Origin of the sequence: Butyrivibrio sp. WCD3002, assembly GCF_000424265.1 — a bacterium.
GTDB lineage: Bacteria > Bacillota > Clostridia > Lachnospirales > Lachnospiraceae > Butyrivibrio.
This window is the reverse complement of sequence record NZ_AUJO01000006.1, coordinates 194,718-212,566: the sequence shown is the minus strand read 5'-3', so window position 1 is coordinate 212,566 and position 17,849 is coordinate 194,718. Positions and strand designations below refer to the sequence as shown.

Sequence of the window (17,849 nt, the reverse complement as noted above, 5' to 3'; positions counted from 1 at the left end):
AGATGGGAATGCATTTGCTAAATGCACAATGCTTGAAGAGATAAGTTATCCCAAATCACTTGAATCTGCAGGGGATGGAGTATTTGCAGGTGACACCAGGCTTACAGCAATCACTGTGCCTGAAGGCGTCACAAAGATAGCAAAATGCATCTTTTCACAAAGCTCGATAAAGGCCTTCAACCTCCCTTCAACACTGACTGAGGTAGGAGAATCGGCATTTGCTGCAGATAAAGCCGTAACCTCCATAGAACTGCCGGAAGGTGTTAAAAAAATAAATAACTTTGCATTTGAAAACTGCACAGGACTTACGGATGTAACGCTCCATGACGGTCTGACAGAGATAGGCTATGGTGTTTTCAAGGGCTGCAGTGGCATAAAGAAGATAGAGCTGCCTGACAGCATAACAACGATAGACGGCAATGCGTTTGGAAACTGTACAGCTCTTGCTGAGACTAATTATCCGTTATCACTTAAAACTGCCAAAGAAAGTATTTATGCGGGTGATAAAAATCTTCAGGAGATCAAGATCCCTGAAGGGGTTACAAAGATTGCTGACAATATTTTTTCAAACAGCTCTATTAGGAAGGTTGATTTTTCATCTACTGTAACAGCTATTGGAGCAAGTGCTTTTGAAGGAGACATACAGCTTAGCAAAATAGAGGTACCTGACACAGTCACAACTATCGGAAATTTCGCATTTTCAGGTTGTGAAGGTCTAAGGGAGCTGACCTTTGGAAAGACAGTAAACAAATTAGGATATGGCGCAGTTAAGAGCTGTAAAAATCTGAAAAAGCTTACCATTTTGAATGCAGGTGAAATTGATTTTGGAGATGCTGTGTTCTACAACAGTCCCATCACAATGTATTGCTACCCCGGGTCACCTGCAATGCATTATGCAATAACCAACGGAATTCCGGTTTGCCCGATAGTAGATGAGAGCGCTGAAAGCTTTGCTATTGATAATTCAAAATCCTACTATATGACCAACTCCAGCGATTTATTCTCATCGGGATATATCGATCTTGTAGTTTCATATTGCATTAAAGATGAGGTATTTGATGGAGTTTCGGATACGAAGCTCTCTGTGGTTTTCCCTTCAACCATAGACCTTAAGGAGAATTCCGTTACTTCAAATAACCAGAAGATTGAAAACTACGTATTTGATGAAAATCACATTCTGACAATACCTGTCAGCAAAAAGAATGGTGTCATACACTTTACGGTAGTGCCCAGAAGTGCCAAGGCACTGGTTACATCTGCTGTGCTTAAATACAAGTATGAGGGTGCGGACAGAACAGATGCTATCGGAGTAATTAACGAGGAGCTTCCGACAATTTCTATTGCTGTTCCTACTTTGACAAATACAAAGAAGTTTACTGTTAACGGAATAGCACCTGCATCCTCAAAGGTCACCCTGTATGTGGATGGCGTGAAGCAAACTACGGTTACTGCATCTAAGGGCGGAAAATATAAAGCCGGTATTGAGCTGACCAATCCTGTAAATGGGCAGAATTATACTATAAAAGCTGAAGTTTCTACTGAGGGCGGAACAGTATCAAACAGCGCTGATGTAAGGTACAGTGTTTCCGAACCTGTGCTTACAGGCTTTAAGATGTATTACAGACTTAATGGCAATGAGAGAGAGGTAGATCTGCTTGATACAAATGCCATGATAAGTACTGTAACCTTCGCAGCCAGCGGAAGGTACTCTTTCCATGTTACGATGACCAATCCTGACCTTATTAAGGAATTGTACGTAACAAGTACCAGAAATGGAGTAACATCAAAGATCCCGGCAAGATATAACGAAAGTATGGGATGCTTTATTACTTCAGAGAAATTCAACGATGATAAAAACTATGTACCTGCTTCACTGAGTGTTGAGTACACCTGTACCGATGAGTATTACAACAGATCGGATGTTGATGAAACTACCCAGGCTAAAAACATGGTAGATGATTACATCAAAGAAAATCCGGAAGTTGCCAAAGAAGCACATGATAATACAGAGGTAGTATCATCTGATAATGATGGTTATGATGCGATAGTTACACTTGAATCAGGTGCCCAGGTAGAACTTAGCTGTGAACAGTATTCCGGCTATGAAAATGTCGTCCAAGCGCTGGAGGAAGCGGGATACAGGCCTAAGACCAACAATTCTTCAGGTGATGAATTTGAGCCAAAGACCCGTGATGCGGATTCTGCAGAGGAACTGATAGGAGACCTTGCCAAGGACTTCATTGATAACGGTTTCCAGCAGTATTTCGACAGTAAGAGAAACATCTTCTTCAGGTCTGATGATGAAGAATCAGAGATATGGGTAATAGTTCATGACCAGGATGTAGCGGCTCAGAAATGGGTTCAGAAAAAACTCACAAAGGAAGCCGCAAAGGGCATAACAGAAGAGATTCTTAATGCTCACAGCAACAGATATATATCCATTGATAAGGAACTCAGTGAAGAGTTTGGCTTTGTCTATTCGGCAGGCAGTTCAACAATAAAATATTTTGGCAAGATGTGGGAACTTGACATGAGAGAAAGTCGCGCCACATCTGAAGCAGAGCGAAGGGAAATCGCGCAGCTGCGAGATGCTATGACTACAGCTTTGCTGCTTAGATATTTTGCTGCCGGACTGGAATATGCAAGTGATGTTGCGGTAGCTAATCCGCTTGCTTGCATTGGACTTAAGGTTGCAGCATTCCTGATCAACGATATGTGTGATCAGATGGAAGAGTATGGTTATGCCGGAATAAGCCGAAGCTATGTTGGAATGGCACTTGGATTATTATTCGCTCCAATCAAATGGATTATCGATCCCAGTGGATATGTTTACGAGGCAGTCACGGATAACAGAATATCCGGTGCGACGGCCACGGTATATTACAAGGATACTGATACAGGAGGTGGTACGGCCGTCTCGTGGAATGCCGCGGAATATGACCAATATAATCCTCAAACGACAGGCGGTGACGGCACCTTTGCATGGGACGTACCTGAAGGCCTCTGGAAGGTAGTAATCGAAAAAGACGGTTATGAAACAGCAGAGACAGCATGGCTTGATGTACCTCCGCCGCAGACAGGAATCGGTATCAGATTAAAGCCTACAGCTATACCGAAGGTTACAAGCACAGACTTTGGAAGCACAACCCTGACAATTGAGTTTTCACAGTATATGAAGCCTGAAACTTTTACAGGTATAACTCTTAAGGATGAGCAGGGACAGGCTGTTGCTTACAATCTTGTATATGATCAGAGTAAATCTGATATAGACGGTATTGTTTATGCTAATAAGGTCCAGCTGGTATATTCTGAGAAGACTACCGGAACAAAGCTGAATCTCAGCGTACCTGCAACAATTACATCCGGCTATGACGCACAGCTTGAAAGCTATTCAGAGACCGGAACAGTACACAGTGATGTAGAGCTAAACGTTACGGATCTGGTAAATGTTAAGTCCGGCGAAAGCATAGAGATTCCTTTTGAGGTTACCGGATATAATGACTCTCTGGATATTGTGGCAGCTGCTGAATATACGAGCGTTGCGACGGTTTCTGAAAATATCAGTATTGCTGAAGACGGAAAGGGCACACTGATCATCAAGGGACTTTCAGATGGTGAGACTGAGGTTAAACTTTCTGTAGCAGGAATGGCAGTGGCTGAGAGCTTTACAGTAGTAGTCGGAACAGCACAGGGATCAGCACCTGTTCGTTATGCAGTAAGCTTTTACGGTGGTAAAGGAACAGAGGGAGTTGCTCCTTCTATTGAGAGACAGGAAATTGGCGCAGAGATTGCGCTTCCTGAAAATACATTCACATTAACCGGAAAAGCTTTCTCGGGATGGACAGATGGCACAAAGCTTTATCAGCCCGGTGATAAGTATACTGTAACAGGAAACGTCACATTTACGGCTACCTGGGAGGATGTTGTAATATCCACCCCTGTCACAGGAGTAACCCTGAATAAAGCAGAGATAGAATTATCTCCCGGATATTCAGAGACCCTTACTGCAACAATTGCTCCTGCAAATGCTTCAAATAAGAACCTTAAGTGGGAGAGCAGCAACACGGCCGTAGCAGTAGTTACAAGCACCGGAACGGTAACAGCAGTAGCAGAAGGAGAAGCCTTAATAACAGTTAAATCGGAGGATGGCGGATTTAGTGCTACCTGCAAGGTGAAGGTCGCTGCCAAGAGCCCTGCACCAGCAACCAACGGACAGACATCCGAGTCAGCACAGGAGCCTCAGCAGGAAATTGATGATCCTACTCTTGCCTCCGTAACTGCTAACAAGACCGAAATCGCAGCATCTAAGCTTAAGAAAAAGAATCAGACCGTTACCATTAAGGTCGGAAGATCCAAGGGCAAGATCACTGCGAAGAATGCTTCTTCAGGAAAGCTCAAGAAGTACCTTACAGTAAAGGTAAAGGGCAGAAAGGTAACCTGTACTCTTAAGAAGGGTGCTAAGAAGGGCGTCTATAAGGTTAAGGTCACCGTAGGAAAGAAAGGAAAATTCAAGAAAACAGTTAAGACTGTAGAAATTACGGTTAAGTAAAATAACGAGGGCTGCCATAGCACGAAAATTGCTTTGACAGCCCTCGTGCCATCGGGGACGGTTCTCTTTGGCACGATTCCGTTGAGCGTGCCAAAGAGAACCGTCCCCAGTGGCAGTCTCCAGTGGCACACTAAAAATGTTGTAATTGGCCCTGTTGAAATATAAAATAAAAGGGACGTTTTTGTGTTTATTTTTGGTGGAGAAAGTACGAAAAAAGAAGGGGAAACGGGTATGAAGAAAGTGTGGAGAAGAGGGCTAAGTATAGCGCTCGCTGTTTTGATTACGGCTACATCTGTGGATCTTACGGCATTTGCCAGTGAGGAAGCACCGGAAATTGCTGTAACGGATGATTCGTATTACGAAGAAGAGAACTCTGATTCGGCTGCTGAGAGTGATTCAGTCGAACAAGAGGGTACGGAATTCATCGAGGATAACGGTGTAGAGAATTCCGATGCTGCAAATGATGAAGCTGTTCCTGCGACAGAGGATCAGTCTGTGCCTGAAGAAGCTACAACCGAGCCTTCTCAGGAAGAAGCTGCAAATGAGCCTTCTCAGGAAGAAACGGCAGAAGACAATGCAGCTGAGCAAAATGAAGATTCTGATGATATTTCTATCGATGCTGATGATCTGTCTGATGATCAGGATGATACCACAGAAGATATTGTATACGAGCCTCAACAGCGAAATGAAAAGACTGATGATGGCTGGGTTTATAGTGAACTTAACGGTTCCTTTGTTACGATTACAAAATATGAAGGAACTGATACTGCAATTAGAATTCCTGAAACCATTGGTGAGTACACTGTTCAGGAAATAGCTGATAGTGCTTTTTATGGTTCTTCTTTCGTGTCTGTGACTATTCCGGGGACGGTTATCAGAATCGGCAATTCCGCATTTATGAATTCTGTTTCACTTCAGTCAGTTACATGGGGGGATTCTGATGATATTTATACTCAAAAAATAGAAGAGAGTGCGTTTAGCGGTTGCAGTAGTCTCGAAAATATCATTTTGCCTTCAAACCTTACTACAATATGTAAAGAAGCATTCAAAGGCTGCGAAGGTCTTTCAAAGGTCACTTTGTCGGATAAGGTTCAGACTATTGAAGATAAAGCCTTCTATGATTGTACAGGCTTAAGCAACATCAACTTTCCAAAAGCATTTACAAGTAGTGGTCAGTCCGTTTTTCAGGGCTGTACAAATCTTAAGTCTATAGAGGTTCCCGGCGGAGTAGACAGAATCCCCAATTATGCCTTTTCCTACAGCAGTATTGAATCAATAGAGCTTCCGGATAACCTTGAAGCTATTGGAGAGAAAGCCTTCTATTGTGACGCGGCACTTACAGAAATAACACTGCCGGAAGGCCTTGAAACAATTGAAAGGGAAGCTTTTTATGAAACGACTGCCCTTACTAAGGTTAGTTTCCCCAAGACTCTTAAAGAAATTAAAGAGTATGTTTTTTATGGTGATACCTCCCTTAAAACTCTTACCTTCAAGGAAGGCCTCACTACGATAGAAGTTTACGCATTTCAGGGATGTTCTGCGCTTACCAATGTTACCCTGCCGGATACCATTGAGACGCTTGGCACGGGAGTATTTTCAGATTGTATAAACCTTAGCAGTATTAATTATCCCAAATCACTTCTTTATACATATTATGATCCAGTGTTTACTAATACTCCAAAGCTTACAGAGATAACTATACCGGAAGGTGTGGAGAAAATAACGGATCATATTTTTGAGAACAGTAGTATCAGTACAGTACATTTTCCTTCGACACTTAAGGAAATCGGTGAGTACGTATTTGCAAATGATAAGGCTCTGACAACAATTGAAATACCTGAAGGTGTGACAGCTATCAGATATGGAGCATTCGATAAATGCTCAGAGCTTACTAAGGTTACACTCCCTGAAGGGCTCAAGATAATGGAGAGCTCAGCTTTTGGAAACTGTACGGAGCTTACCTCAATACATCTGCCGGATAGTCTGGAAGAAGCGGATTCAGCCTTTTCCGGGTGTACTCAGATTTCCGAAATAAATTATCCTTTTTCTCTGAAAAGCGGCTCCGTTGCCGGCGGAATGGAAAGAGTATTTAAGATGACTGTTCCTGACGGAGTAGAGAAATTAGCAGATGAAGCTTTTTCACACAGTGCAATAATTTCGGTTGATTTACCGGAAAGCCTTAAAGAGGTAGGGAAAAACGCTTTTTCCGGAAACAATGCTATAAAACAGATTATTCTACCGGACGCTGTAACAACCATAAGGGAGAAAGCGTTTAGTAGTTGTGATGGGTTAAAAGATATATGGATAGGAGAGAATGTCACAACCTTTGATGAAACCAGATGGAAAGATGATGTCTTTTTTGGATGCAAGAAGGAATTGCTTACAATTCATGGTGTTGCAGGCAGCAAAGCAGAGGAATTTGCCACAGAACACGGCTATAAATTTTCTACGGATAGACTTGAAAAAGTAGATGGTGAGATCCATGGAAAAGTGGTTGATAAGGTGGGAAATGGTATTTCCGGAGTAACTATCAAAATTTATGATGTGACAGATATGAAGCAGATAATCAGTTACATCACAGATACCGATGGAAAGTGGCAGTATGATGCAGCTACTATTGGACACAGCTACAAGGTTACAGCTTTATCTGCTAAATACAGCCTTGATCCCGGCAGTATTTCCTGCGTAGCACAGAAGGATACCGAGCTGCAGGATATTATCGCCACATCGGTAAACAATGTTGAGACGGGGGCTGAGTATTTTGAATACGAAAAGCTGAACTCGAAAAATATAAGAATTACCGGTTATACAGGCAATTTTGAAACAGTAGTTATTCCTGAAAAAATAGATGGATATAAAGTTACTGAAATATATAAAAATGTTTTCAAACAGCATTCTGAGTTAAAGAAGGTTGTACTTCCGGATGGTTTGACCATTATAAATGATTCTGCATTTTATCAGTGCAAAAATCTGAAAGAAGTAGTATTCGGCTCGTCACTTAAGAGTATGGGCAGTTATGTATTTGCTTATTGCGAATCCTTAGAGAAGATTAATTTACCAGAAGGGGTTACTTCCATATCATATTCTGCATTTAAAGACTGTAAAAAACTTACTACGGTGGAACTGCCGGACAGCCTTACTTACATGGGTGAGTATGCATTTTCATATTGTCCGGCGCTGGAAGTGATAAATTATCCTCTCAGTCTGGAATCTTGCCAAGAAGAGGTTTTCTGTGGAGATACAAAGCTTACGTCGATAATTGTTCCTATGGGTGTAAAAAAGTTGGCAAAATATGTTTTTGCTGAAAGTTATCTGACGGATATTACTTTACCGGATAGCCTTGAAGAAATTGGAGAGGATTCCTTCAGTTCAGTAAAAGCTCTTAAGGAAATTAAGCTTCCGGCTGGCGTGAGAATTATAGGTAGTGGTGCTTTTAAAGATGCGACTGTGCTAGAGAGTGTTACTTTAGGGGAGAATGTTATCCAAATTGGGGGTAGTGCGTTTAATAATTGTAGCGCACTGACAGATATAAAGCTCAATGATGGATTAGAGGGAATAGGAGCAGGTGCATTTATTGGATGCACTTCCCTTGCATCGATTGAATTGCCGGATACTGTGAGATCATTAGGATCGGCAGCATTTAAGAATTGCACAAAGCTCAGTAGTATTAATTATCCCCTCTCCCTTAGCGGGGCAGGAATGAATATTTTCGAAGGAACTACAAGTCTCAAGGAGATAACTGTACCTGAAGGCGTTACAAAGCTTCCAAGTGATGTTTTTGCATATAGTGATATAGAGAAAGTAAATCTTCCTCAGTCACTTACAGAGATTGAAGAGTATGCATTTTATAACTCTTTAGGTATTGTTTCTATAGATATACCACAGGGGGTAAAGAAAATAGGTAGAAGTGCCTTCCAGGGATGTACGGGACTTACAGCGGTTACTTTTAATGGGTCACTGGAAGAAATTAGTATAGAGACTTTTAAGGGGTGTACCGGTCTATCAGAAATTAGGCTTCCGGATGGCCTTAAAAAGATTGAATGGGATGCATTTTTTGGATGTAGCTCACTTTTAAAGGCACAGCTTCCTGATAGCGTTGAGTACATTAATTCAAATGCTTTTGCTTCTTGCCCAGAACTTAGGGAAATAAACTATCCCATGTCTCTGACAGATGTAGGCTATAAAATTTATGAAGGTGACAGAAAACTACATGTAAAAATCCCTGAAGGTGTTACAAAGATAGTTAGCTGCGCTTTCAATGTATGCTCCATAAGCAGTTTTGAGCTTCCTTCAACTCTTACTTTTATTTCATATGGTGCGTTTTCTGAAAATACAGCGCTTAGGCAGATTATTTTGCCGGATGCAGTGACTACAATACAAGAGGGAGCATTTTCCGAGTGTAGCATACTTCAGGATATATGGATTGGTGAGAATGCCACAACTCTTGAAAAGGATATTTTCAAGAGTTGTGATAAGGATATACTCACAATCCATGGTATAGCAGGCAGTAAGGCTGAAGAATATGCAAATCAAAATGGAATAAAATTCTCAACAGAAAAGTTTGAAGTGCTTAACAGCAGTAGCCTTAAGGGTAGAGTAAAAACTGCAGCAGGAGACGGCGTATCTGATATAAATGTCAGTGTTTATAATTTAACTACCCAAAAGCTTTTGGAAATTGTAGCCACAGATGCCTCCGGAGAGTGGGTATGTGAGGGTGTAGTTCCGGGTAACAGCTATAAGATCAGATATCATTCAAATAAATATGAATTTAATCCTGCCATTCAGACCTGTATTGCAGAGGAAGATACGGAGCTTGAGGATGTTATCGTCAAGCCTTTAAATTATTCTGAGTCTGCAGGAGCAGATTTCACATATTCCAGCATCGGTAATCTGAATATAAAGATTACGAGTTATAAAGGCAGCGGAGATATTGTGGTAATCCCTGAGGAAATTGATGGTTACACTGTTAAGGAAATTGGCAATGGAGCTTTCTGGGGTAAAGCATTCATAAAGAAGGTTATTATACCTGTTACTGTAACAGAAATTGGCTACAGTGCATTTATTAATTGCGCTGGGCTAAAGTCTATAAGCTTACCGGAAGGGCTTACGAAAATAGGATCTAAGGCTTTTTCCGGATGTACCGGCCTGACGGAGGTTGTGCTTCCGGATACCCTTACTACAATAGAAGGATATGCCTTTGATAACTGCTCTGAGCTTAGTACCATTAACTACCCGATAGAGCTTGATAGCTGCGGAGAAGCCATATTCTGGAAGGATACAAAGCTTACAAGCATGGTAATTCCAGAAGGTACAAAAAAACTTGCGGATAAAGTTTTCTCTTACAGCTCCATAAAAAGAGTAAGCCTTCCTGAAAGCCTTGAAGTAATTGGTGAAAGAGCTTTTTATAACGACGAGGTTCTTGAAGTAGTATCTGTTCCTTCAGGGGTAAATAATATCGGCGAGGAGGCTTTTGCAAACTGTAAGGCCATTACGCAGGTAAAGCTTCCTGACAGTCTGACCTATATTGGAAAATCTGCATTTGAATATTGTACTGCTTTAAGTAGCGTCAACTATCCTAAGTCCCTTGATTCTACTGGCGGATATGTATTTAATCAGGATTCTGCTTTAACGAAGATGGTTGTTCCAAGTGGTGTGACAAAGATTGCAGACGGAGTGTTCCAGGGCAGTTGTATCAAAGATTTTGATCTGCCGGATTCTGTTACAGAGATTGGTGACAGGGCTTTTGCCAATAATGCTGCCTTTGAATCGTTTGAAATCCCTGCAGGTGTAACAAAGCTGGGTGATTATGCATTCAATTGGTGTCAAGGGCTTACCGCTATCACTATTCCGGACGGGGTAAAGGCCATAGGAGAAGGTACATTTGCCGGCACAACAAAGCTGAGTACAGTAAAGATTCCTGATGAACTTGAAGAAATAGGCGAAGATGCATTTAGCTATTGTGCTTCCCTCACAGATGTAGCTCTTCCAAATAGTGTCAAAACTATCGGATCGGGAGCTTTTGCAGAATGTGAAAACTTAAGTAACATCAATTATCCTATGTCACTGACTTGGGCAGGAAGTGGAATTTTTGCAAACGATAAGAAATTTTCAGTAATAACAGTTCCCGAAGGTATAACCAATCTTGCAAAAAACGTATTCAGAGGAAGCTGCATCAAGAGAGTTAATCTGCCTTCGACACTTACAGAAATTGGATCATGTGCATTCGGTGATGATATTTATCTGACAAGAGTTAATATTCCTGAGACAGTTACCAGCATTGGCAGTTACGCCTTTTCAGGTTGCGAAGGTCTCGTGGAGGCTACAATTTCCAGCACAGTAAACAACGTTTATGAAGCCGCATTCAGTAATTGTAAAAACTTAAAGAAGGTTACTGTTTTAAATGGCGGACAGATTAACTTTTATGGTGAGGTCTTTTCCGGCAGTCCACTTACCATGTATTGCTACATGGGCTCACCTGCAATGCAGTATGCTATTGCCCACGAGATACCCATAGTGCCACTTACTGATGATAATCAAGAAGACGTTGTGATAGATTCTTCAAAATCCTATTACATGACGAATTCAAGTGATGTGACCTCATCAGGCTATATCGATCTGGTACTTTCTTACAGCATTAAGGATGAAGTTTTTGAAGGAGTTTCTGATGGAAAGCTGTCAGTTTACTTCCCTTCATCAATAGAGCTAAGGAACAACTCAGTAACGTCAAATAATCAGATCGTTAAAAATGTTTCCTTTGAAGATAATCATGTGCTGACTATACCAGTTACTGAAAAGAGTGGTTCGTATCACTTTACGGTAGTACCCGGTGTTGCGAAAGCGCTGGTTTCCACAGCATCCTTTGAGTGTGCATATAGCGGTGAAAGGCACAGTGAGGCTATAGGTGTCATAAACGCTGAGTTTCCAAGTATTACTCTTTCTGTGCCGCCTATGACTAATTCAAGGACGATAAATGTAAGCGGAATAGCGCCTGCTTCAACAAAAGTTACATTATATGTAGATGATGAGGAGAGTGCTACTACTTATTCTTCGAAGGGCGGAAAATATAAGACTAAGATTGAGCTCAAAAAGCCGGCAGATAACCAGGTATTTACCGTAAAAGCCGAAGCCGAGACAAAGTCGGGCAAAATCTCGAATACGTCAACTGTCAAATTCAGTGTGTCGGAGCCTGTTGTCACAGGTATGGAAATGTATTACAGACTCAATGGCTATGAGCAGGTTATAAATGTGTTTGATGGATCAATACTTTCCACATCATTAACCTTTGCTCCGGGTTGCTCATATTCATACCACGTTACAATGAGTAATGCCGACCTTATTGATAAGCTGTATGTTACAAGTACCCGAAATGGTGTAGCTTCGAGGATTCCTGCAAAATATAATGAAAAACTTGGCTGTTTTATTACCTCAGAGAAGTTTAATAATGATAACAACTATGTTCCCGGAATACTGAATGTTGAGTTCAGCTTAAATGATGAGTTTTACGGCACCGACGAAGAAGATTTAATTGCTCAGGGCCGTGATATGGTCGATGACTATATTAAGAATAACCCGGGCATAGGAAAAGAAGCGGCAGAGCACACTGAAGTTAAGGCTGTAGATGAAGACAGATACAATGCCGTAGTTACGTTACCGTCAGGATCACAGGTTGAAGTTGACTGTCAGGCATATTCAAGTTACGACGAAGTATTAGCTGAACTTAAAAGGGAAGGGTATGATGTAGATTACACACCGGCCGACGACAATGAATCCGGACCTGTTTCCCTTAATTATACCAGTGAGCTCTTAGACAAAATCATATTATCATTCTTAAAAAATGGTTTTGATCAGTATGCAGATACCAAGCGAAGGCTTCTCTTCAAGCAGGATGAAGACTACGTTGAAATTTGGGAAATAATGCAGGATCAAGACGAAGCGGTCAAAAAATGGGTTGTTAAGAATGCAAAAAAAGATTTAACCAAATCTATAACCCAGGAGATAATGAATGACCACAGTGATAAGCTCATTATCATTGACAGGGATTTTAAAGATGAATTTGGTTTCTTCTATAGTGCAGGAAGTTCAACCGTAAAATACTTTGAAAAAGTATTCGAACTGGAACTGGAAAAATACCAAGCTACATCTGATGCAGAGAGAAAAAGGATTGAGGACCTGCAAAGTGCCTGCACAACAGCGCTTATTCTTCGATATTGTGCAGCAGCATTGGATTATGCAGGCGATCTTGCAATGACGACAAATCCGCTTCTCTGTGTTGGCTTGAAAGTGGCTGCATTTTTCATAGAGGATTTCTGCGGAGAACTTGAGGAACATGGTTATGACGGTATAAAAACAAGTTACATAGGCATGGTACTTTACTGGCTTCCCGCATTGATTTTCAAATGGAAGATCGATCCCAGCGGATATGTTTATGAAGGAGTAACAGATAACCGAATATCCGGTGCCACGGCGACGGTCTACTTCAAGGATACCGGAACGGAGGGAGAACCTGCTGTCCAATGGGATGCATCGGAATATGACCAGTATAATCCGCAAACCACAGGTGGTGACGGTACCTTTGCATGGGACGTTCCGGAGGGACTCTGGAAAGTAATAATCGAAAAGGCAGGCTACGAAAACGCAGAGACAGCATGGCTTGATGTACCTCCGCCGCAGACAGGAATAGGCATGAAGCTTAAGCCTGTTGCCGGACCTGAGGTTGAAAGTGTCGATTTCAGCAGCACAGCCACTACAGTAAGCTTTACTCAGTATATGAAGCCGGCAGGCTTTGGTGACATTACATTAAAAGACAGCGATGGCAACAGTGTAGATTACGAAGTTTTCTACGATCAGAGTAAATCTGATATTGACGGAACAGTTTATGCAAATAAGGTACAGCTTGTTTATCCTGAGAGAGTAAAGGGCTCACAGCTTACTATTACAGTACCTGAAAGTGTTGTATCCGGTTATGATGCAGCTGTTACGGAATTTAGTACTACAGGCACAGTACACGCAGATGTGGCAATTGATGTCACAGATAAAGTGGATGTTGTAGCAGGTTCCAGTCAGGAAGTAGCATTTAAAGTAACAGGCTATGATGAGTCAATGAGTATTAAAGCAGCTGCGGATTATTCCAGCATCGCAAAGGTTTCAGATACCATCAGTATTGACGAGGAAGGAAACGGCAAGCTTACAGTCGACGGACTTTCCGATGGTATTACAGATATTAGTATTTCTGTAGAAGGAACCATGGCTTCCAAGGCCTTTGCAGTCACAGTAGGAACCGCACAGGGCACAGCTCCTGTACTTTACAGCGTAAGCTTCTATGGCGGCGCAGACACAACAGGCGTTGCTCCATATATTGAGAGACAGGAAAAAGGCGCTGTTATCACACTTCCGGAAAATGCTTTTACCCGCGAGCAAAGCAAATTCGTAGGATGGTCCGATGGAAGTAAGGTTTATCAGCCGGGCGATACCTATACTGTAAATGAGAAAGTGAAGTTTACAGCCAAGTGGGAGACTATCGTCGTGACGGTTTCTGTAACGGGTGTAGCTTTAAATAAGACTGAGACAGAGCTGTCTCCCGGATACTCAGAGACCCTTACTGCAACGATTGCTCCTGCAAACGCTTCTAATAAGAACCTTAAGTGGGAGAGCAGCAATCCGGGCGTAGCCGTAGTTACAAACACCGGCTTGGTAACTGCAGTAGGAGCAGGAGAAGCGCTGATCACAGTTAAAACAGAGGATGGCGGATTTTCCGCAACCTGCAAGGTAAAGGTCGCTGCCAAGGAACCTGCGCCGGCAAATAACGGACAGGGATCCCAATCACAGCAGCCTCAGCAGGAAATCGATGATCCTACACTTGCCTCTATAACTGCCAATAAGAACGAAATAGATGCTTCAAAGCTTAAGAAAAAGGATCAGACCGTCAACATCAAGATCGGAAGATCAAAGGGTAAGATCACTGCCAAGAATGCTTCTTCAAGAAAGCTTAAGAAGTTCCTTACCGTAAAGGTGAAGGGCAGAAAGGTTATCTGTACTCTTAAGAAAGGCGCTAAGAAGGGCATTTATAAGGTTAAGGTCACCGTTGGAAAGAAAGGGAAATTCAAGAAAACAGTTAAGACCATAGAAATTACTGTTAAGTAAATTAAAGGGTTTACAGAGGGCTGCCGGGCAGAAAAACTGCACCGGCAGCCTTTTTTCATGCCACGGACGTGCCACCGGGGACGGTTCTTTCTGGCACGATAAAATCGTGCCAGAAAGAACCGTCCCCAGTGGCATGCGTCCCCAGTGGCATGCGTCCCCAGTGGCATGAAGAACCGATTTCCTTGGAACATTTTGTATAAATCATAAAATTATTATAAAATGCAGAATACGTATTGCAATATGATTTAAACGGAGCGATAATCATCTCGGTATTATGTGTATTGTGTTTTTTTTGAGCCGATTATGGCTCATTTTTAACGAAGGAAAGTAGTTTAACAGGAGGTCTTTAATGAAAGGCAAGAGTCTACTTGGTATCATTGTAATGATGCTGGCAATTTTCTTAATGCCAACAGGTATTTTAGTTCATGCTGAACCGGGTGATGGTGAACAGTCTTACAAGGTAACTTTTGATGCAGGTGAAGGGTATCTTAATTGTAATCCGACAATGAAGGAATACGATGAATATGCAATGCTGGGTGGCTACGTTGATGTGCCTGTTTCCGATGGTTATAGTAATTATACCAGTGATGGAAAAGTAATCAGCGGATGGTATATGGATAAAACGTTTACCCAGGAAGCTAACGTGGTAAACGGTGATCAGTACTATCCGACCGGTAATGTTACTTTGTATGCAAAGTGGGAAGAGGGAGCCAAAGTAACGTTTGACTTTTGCGAAGCTGATGAAGCATATAGCGGAGATGAATACGTTCATACCTACTATATGAAAAAGAACAACTACATCAATGCATACAATGACCTTGAGGGTGCAACATTCGGGAATATGGTTTTTTATGGTTGGTATACTGATGAAGAACGCGGAAGTTTGACACCCAAAATCGCCGAAACCCAGTAGTGGGTTATTTTTTTGCGCAAATTTCAAAATCTTGTATACCGTAATGCCGTATTGTGCTATAATAGAACTAGATATTGGGGAGGGCCTTACAGTGAGACTAAACAAGGTTAAATCAAAAAACGCAGTATCCTATTACATAATCAGATCAGTTCGCAGAGACGGAAAGAACTCTTCAGAAATAGTCAAAAAGCTCGGCACAGAGAAATCAATAAGGGAAACATATGGTGTTGACGATGTTGATGCCTGGGCAAAGGAACAGCTCAAGATCATGAATGAGGAAGAAGCTGCCTCAGATCATAAAGTACTGATCCCACTATCAACAGACAGGATTGTCGATACCGATAAACGGCTTTCTTTCAATGCCGGTTATCTCTTCCTTCAGCAGATATACTATAAGCTGGGGCTTCCTTCCATCTGCAGGAAAATAAAAAAAGAGAGTTCATTTGAATACGATCTTAACGAGATTCTCTCCAGACTCATTTATGGAAGGATCCTTTATCCATCATCAAAACTCTCCTGCTATGAACAGTCTCAGGGACTTGTTGAGCAGCCTGGTTTTGAACTTCACCAGGTATACAGAGCGCTGACAACGCTCTCTGAAAATTCAGACATGATCCAGGCAGAGCTCTATAAGAATTCAAAGAAACTCATAAAAAGAAATACTGGTGTGTTATTCTATGACTGCACAAACTACTTCTTCGAGATGGAAAGAGAAAGTGGGCTTAAACAGTACGGTCCAAGCAAAGAGCATCGTCCTAACCCTATTGTGCAGATGGGACTGTTCATGGATAAATCTGGTATCCCTCTGGCATTCTGTATCAATCCAGGAAACCAGAACGAGCAGCTATCTTTAAAACCATTGGAACAGCAGATCATGCGTGACTTTGAACTGTCGAAATTTATCGTGTGCACCGACGCAGGTCTGTCTTCTGATGCCAACAGACGTTTCAACAACTACGGAGAAAGAAGCTTCATCACTACTCAATCAATAAAGAAACTTAATGCAGAATTAAAGGACTGGTGCCTTGATCCTAAAGGCTGGGAGCTTGAAGGAAGCAGAAAAAAATATGATGTCTCCGAACTGGAGGACACTAAAGAGAACAGAAAGAAGATCTTCTACAAGCAGAGGCTTATTGAGGGATATGACGAGGAACGGGACATAACATTTGACCAGACGATAATAGTCACCTTCTCCCTTAAGTACAAAGAGTATCAGCAGACCATAAGAAGCAGGCAGATAGAAAGAGCAAAGAAGCTGATAAATAAACCATCTTCAGCCGACAAACGCTCACAGAATGATGCTAAGCGTTTCATCAAGAAAACCCCTTTCACCAATGATGGAGAAATAGCAAACAGGGCAATGTATGAACTGGACGAAGCAGCAATTACCGAAGAAGCACGGTACGACGGATTCTACGCTGTATGCACCAACCTTGATGACTCTCCTGCCGAGATAGCAAAGATAAATCATGATCGCTGGGAGATTGAGGAGTCTTTCAGGATCATGAAATCCGAGTTCGAGGCAAGACCTGTATACCTACAAAGAGACGACCGCATTGAGGCCCACTTCCTTACATGCTTCATCGCACTTATGATATACAGGATCCTCGAAAAACAACTTGGCGAAAAATACACCTGCGATGAGATCATCAGCGCGCTTAGAAGCATGGATATGAGGCTTATCGGTGATCATGGATACATCCCCTGCTATACGCGTACAGCACTGACAGATATACTTCATGAGAACGCAGGGTTCAGAACAGACTATGAACTCATGACTCCTAAGACAATGGCTGGAATAGTCAGAAGGACCAAGGGGCTATAAAAAGTGGTCCGCTAAGGACACCCTTAGTTCATATCCGCTTAACTGCCTTTATCTCATGTCTGGAATATATGTCAAGGCTGCAAAGCACCGCGCAGCGGCTCCGGCCTTGACATATATTTCAGACATGAGTACTGTCACCTAAGCGGATATGAACTTGGGCCGGGCATAAATGCCCGGCTCTCACATCTATTCAAAGGCTTGCCGTAGGCAAGGCTTCCTTTTTGCTAAAGCACCATATACACAGCATTACGCATTTCACGTAATAAAAACAAAGCCGGAATCCTAGATGTATACTGGGATTGCGGCTTTTTAGGTGTCAAAGACGGGATTATACCAGTGATGGAAAAGTAATCAGCGGATGGTATATGGATAAAACGTTTACCCAGGAAGCTAACGTGGTAAACGGTGATCAGTACTATCCG

Annotated in this window: 4 protein-coding genes; all 4 read left to right on the top strand. The window is 42.0% G+C overall.

From position 1 onward, the window contains the following. A partial coding sequence (locus G608_RS22425; RefSeq protein WP_155833260.1) for a leucine-rich repeat protein occupies positions 1-4,549 on the top strand: 4,549 nt, incomplete at its 5' end. Between the two features lie 231 nt (positions 4,550-4,780). Further along, positions 4,781-14,689: a leucine-rich repeat protein gene (locus tag G608_RS20660; protein ID WP_035795127.1), complete on the top strand. Its 9,909-nt coding sequence runs from the start codon at positions 4,781-4,783 to the stop codon at positions 14,687-14,689. A 349-nt stretch (positions 14,690-15,038) separates the two neighbouring features. Beyond that, the gene (locus G608_RS0109335; RefSeq protein ID WP_026495804.1) at positions 15,039-15,602 is read left to right on the top strand and encodes an InlB B-repeat-containing protein; all 564 of its coding nucleotides are present in this window, start codon (positions 15,039-15,041) and stop codon (positions 15,600-15,602) included. Positions 15,603-15,693: 91 nt separating this feature from the next. Next, positions 15,694-17,427 carry an IS1634 family transposase gene (locus tag G608_RS0109330; protein ID WP_026495803.1) on the top strand — a complete coding sequence of 578 codons (1,734 nt, stop codon included), beginning with the start codon at positions 15,694-15,696 and terminating at the stop codon, positions 17,425-17,427. Positions 17,428-17,849 lie beyond the last annotated feature (422 nt).

Coding starts and splice junctions, on each gene's coding strand:
- G608_RS20660 (WP_035795127.1), top strand. CDS start 4,781: ATGAAGAAAGTGTGGAGAAGAGGGCTAAGTATAGCGCTCGCTGTTTTG.
- G608_RS0109335 (WP_026495804.1), top strand. CDS start 15,039: ATGAAAGGCAAGAGTCTACTTGGTATCATTGTAATGATGCTGGCAATT.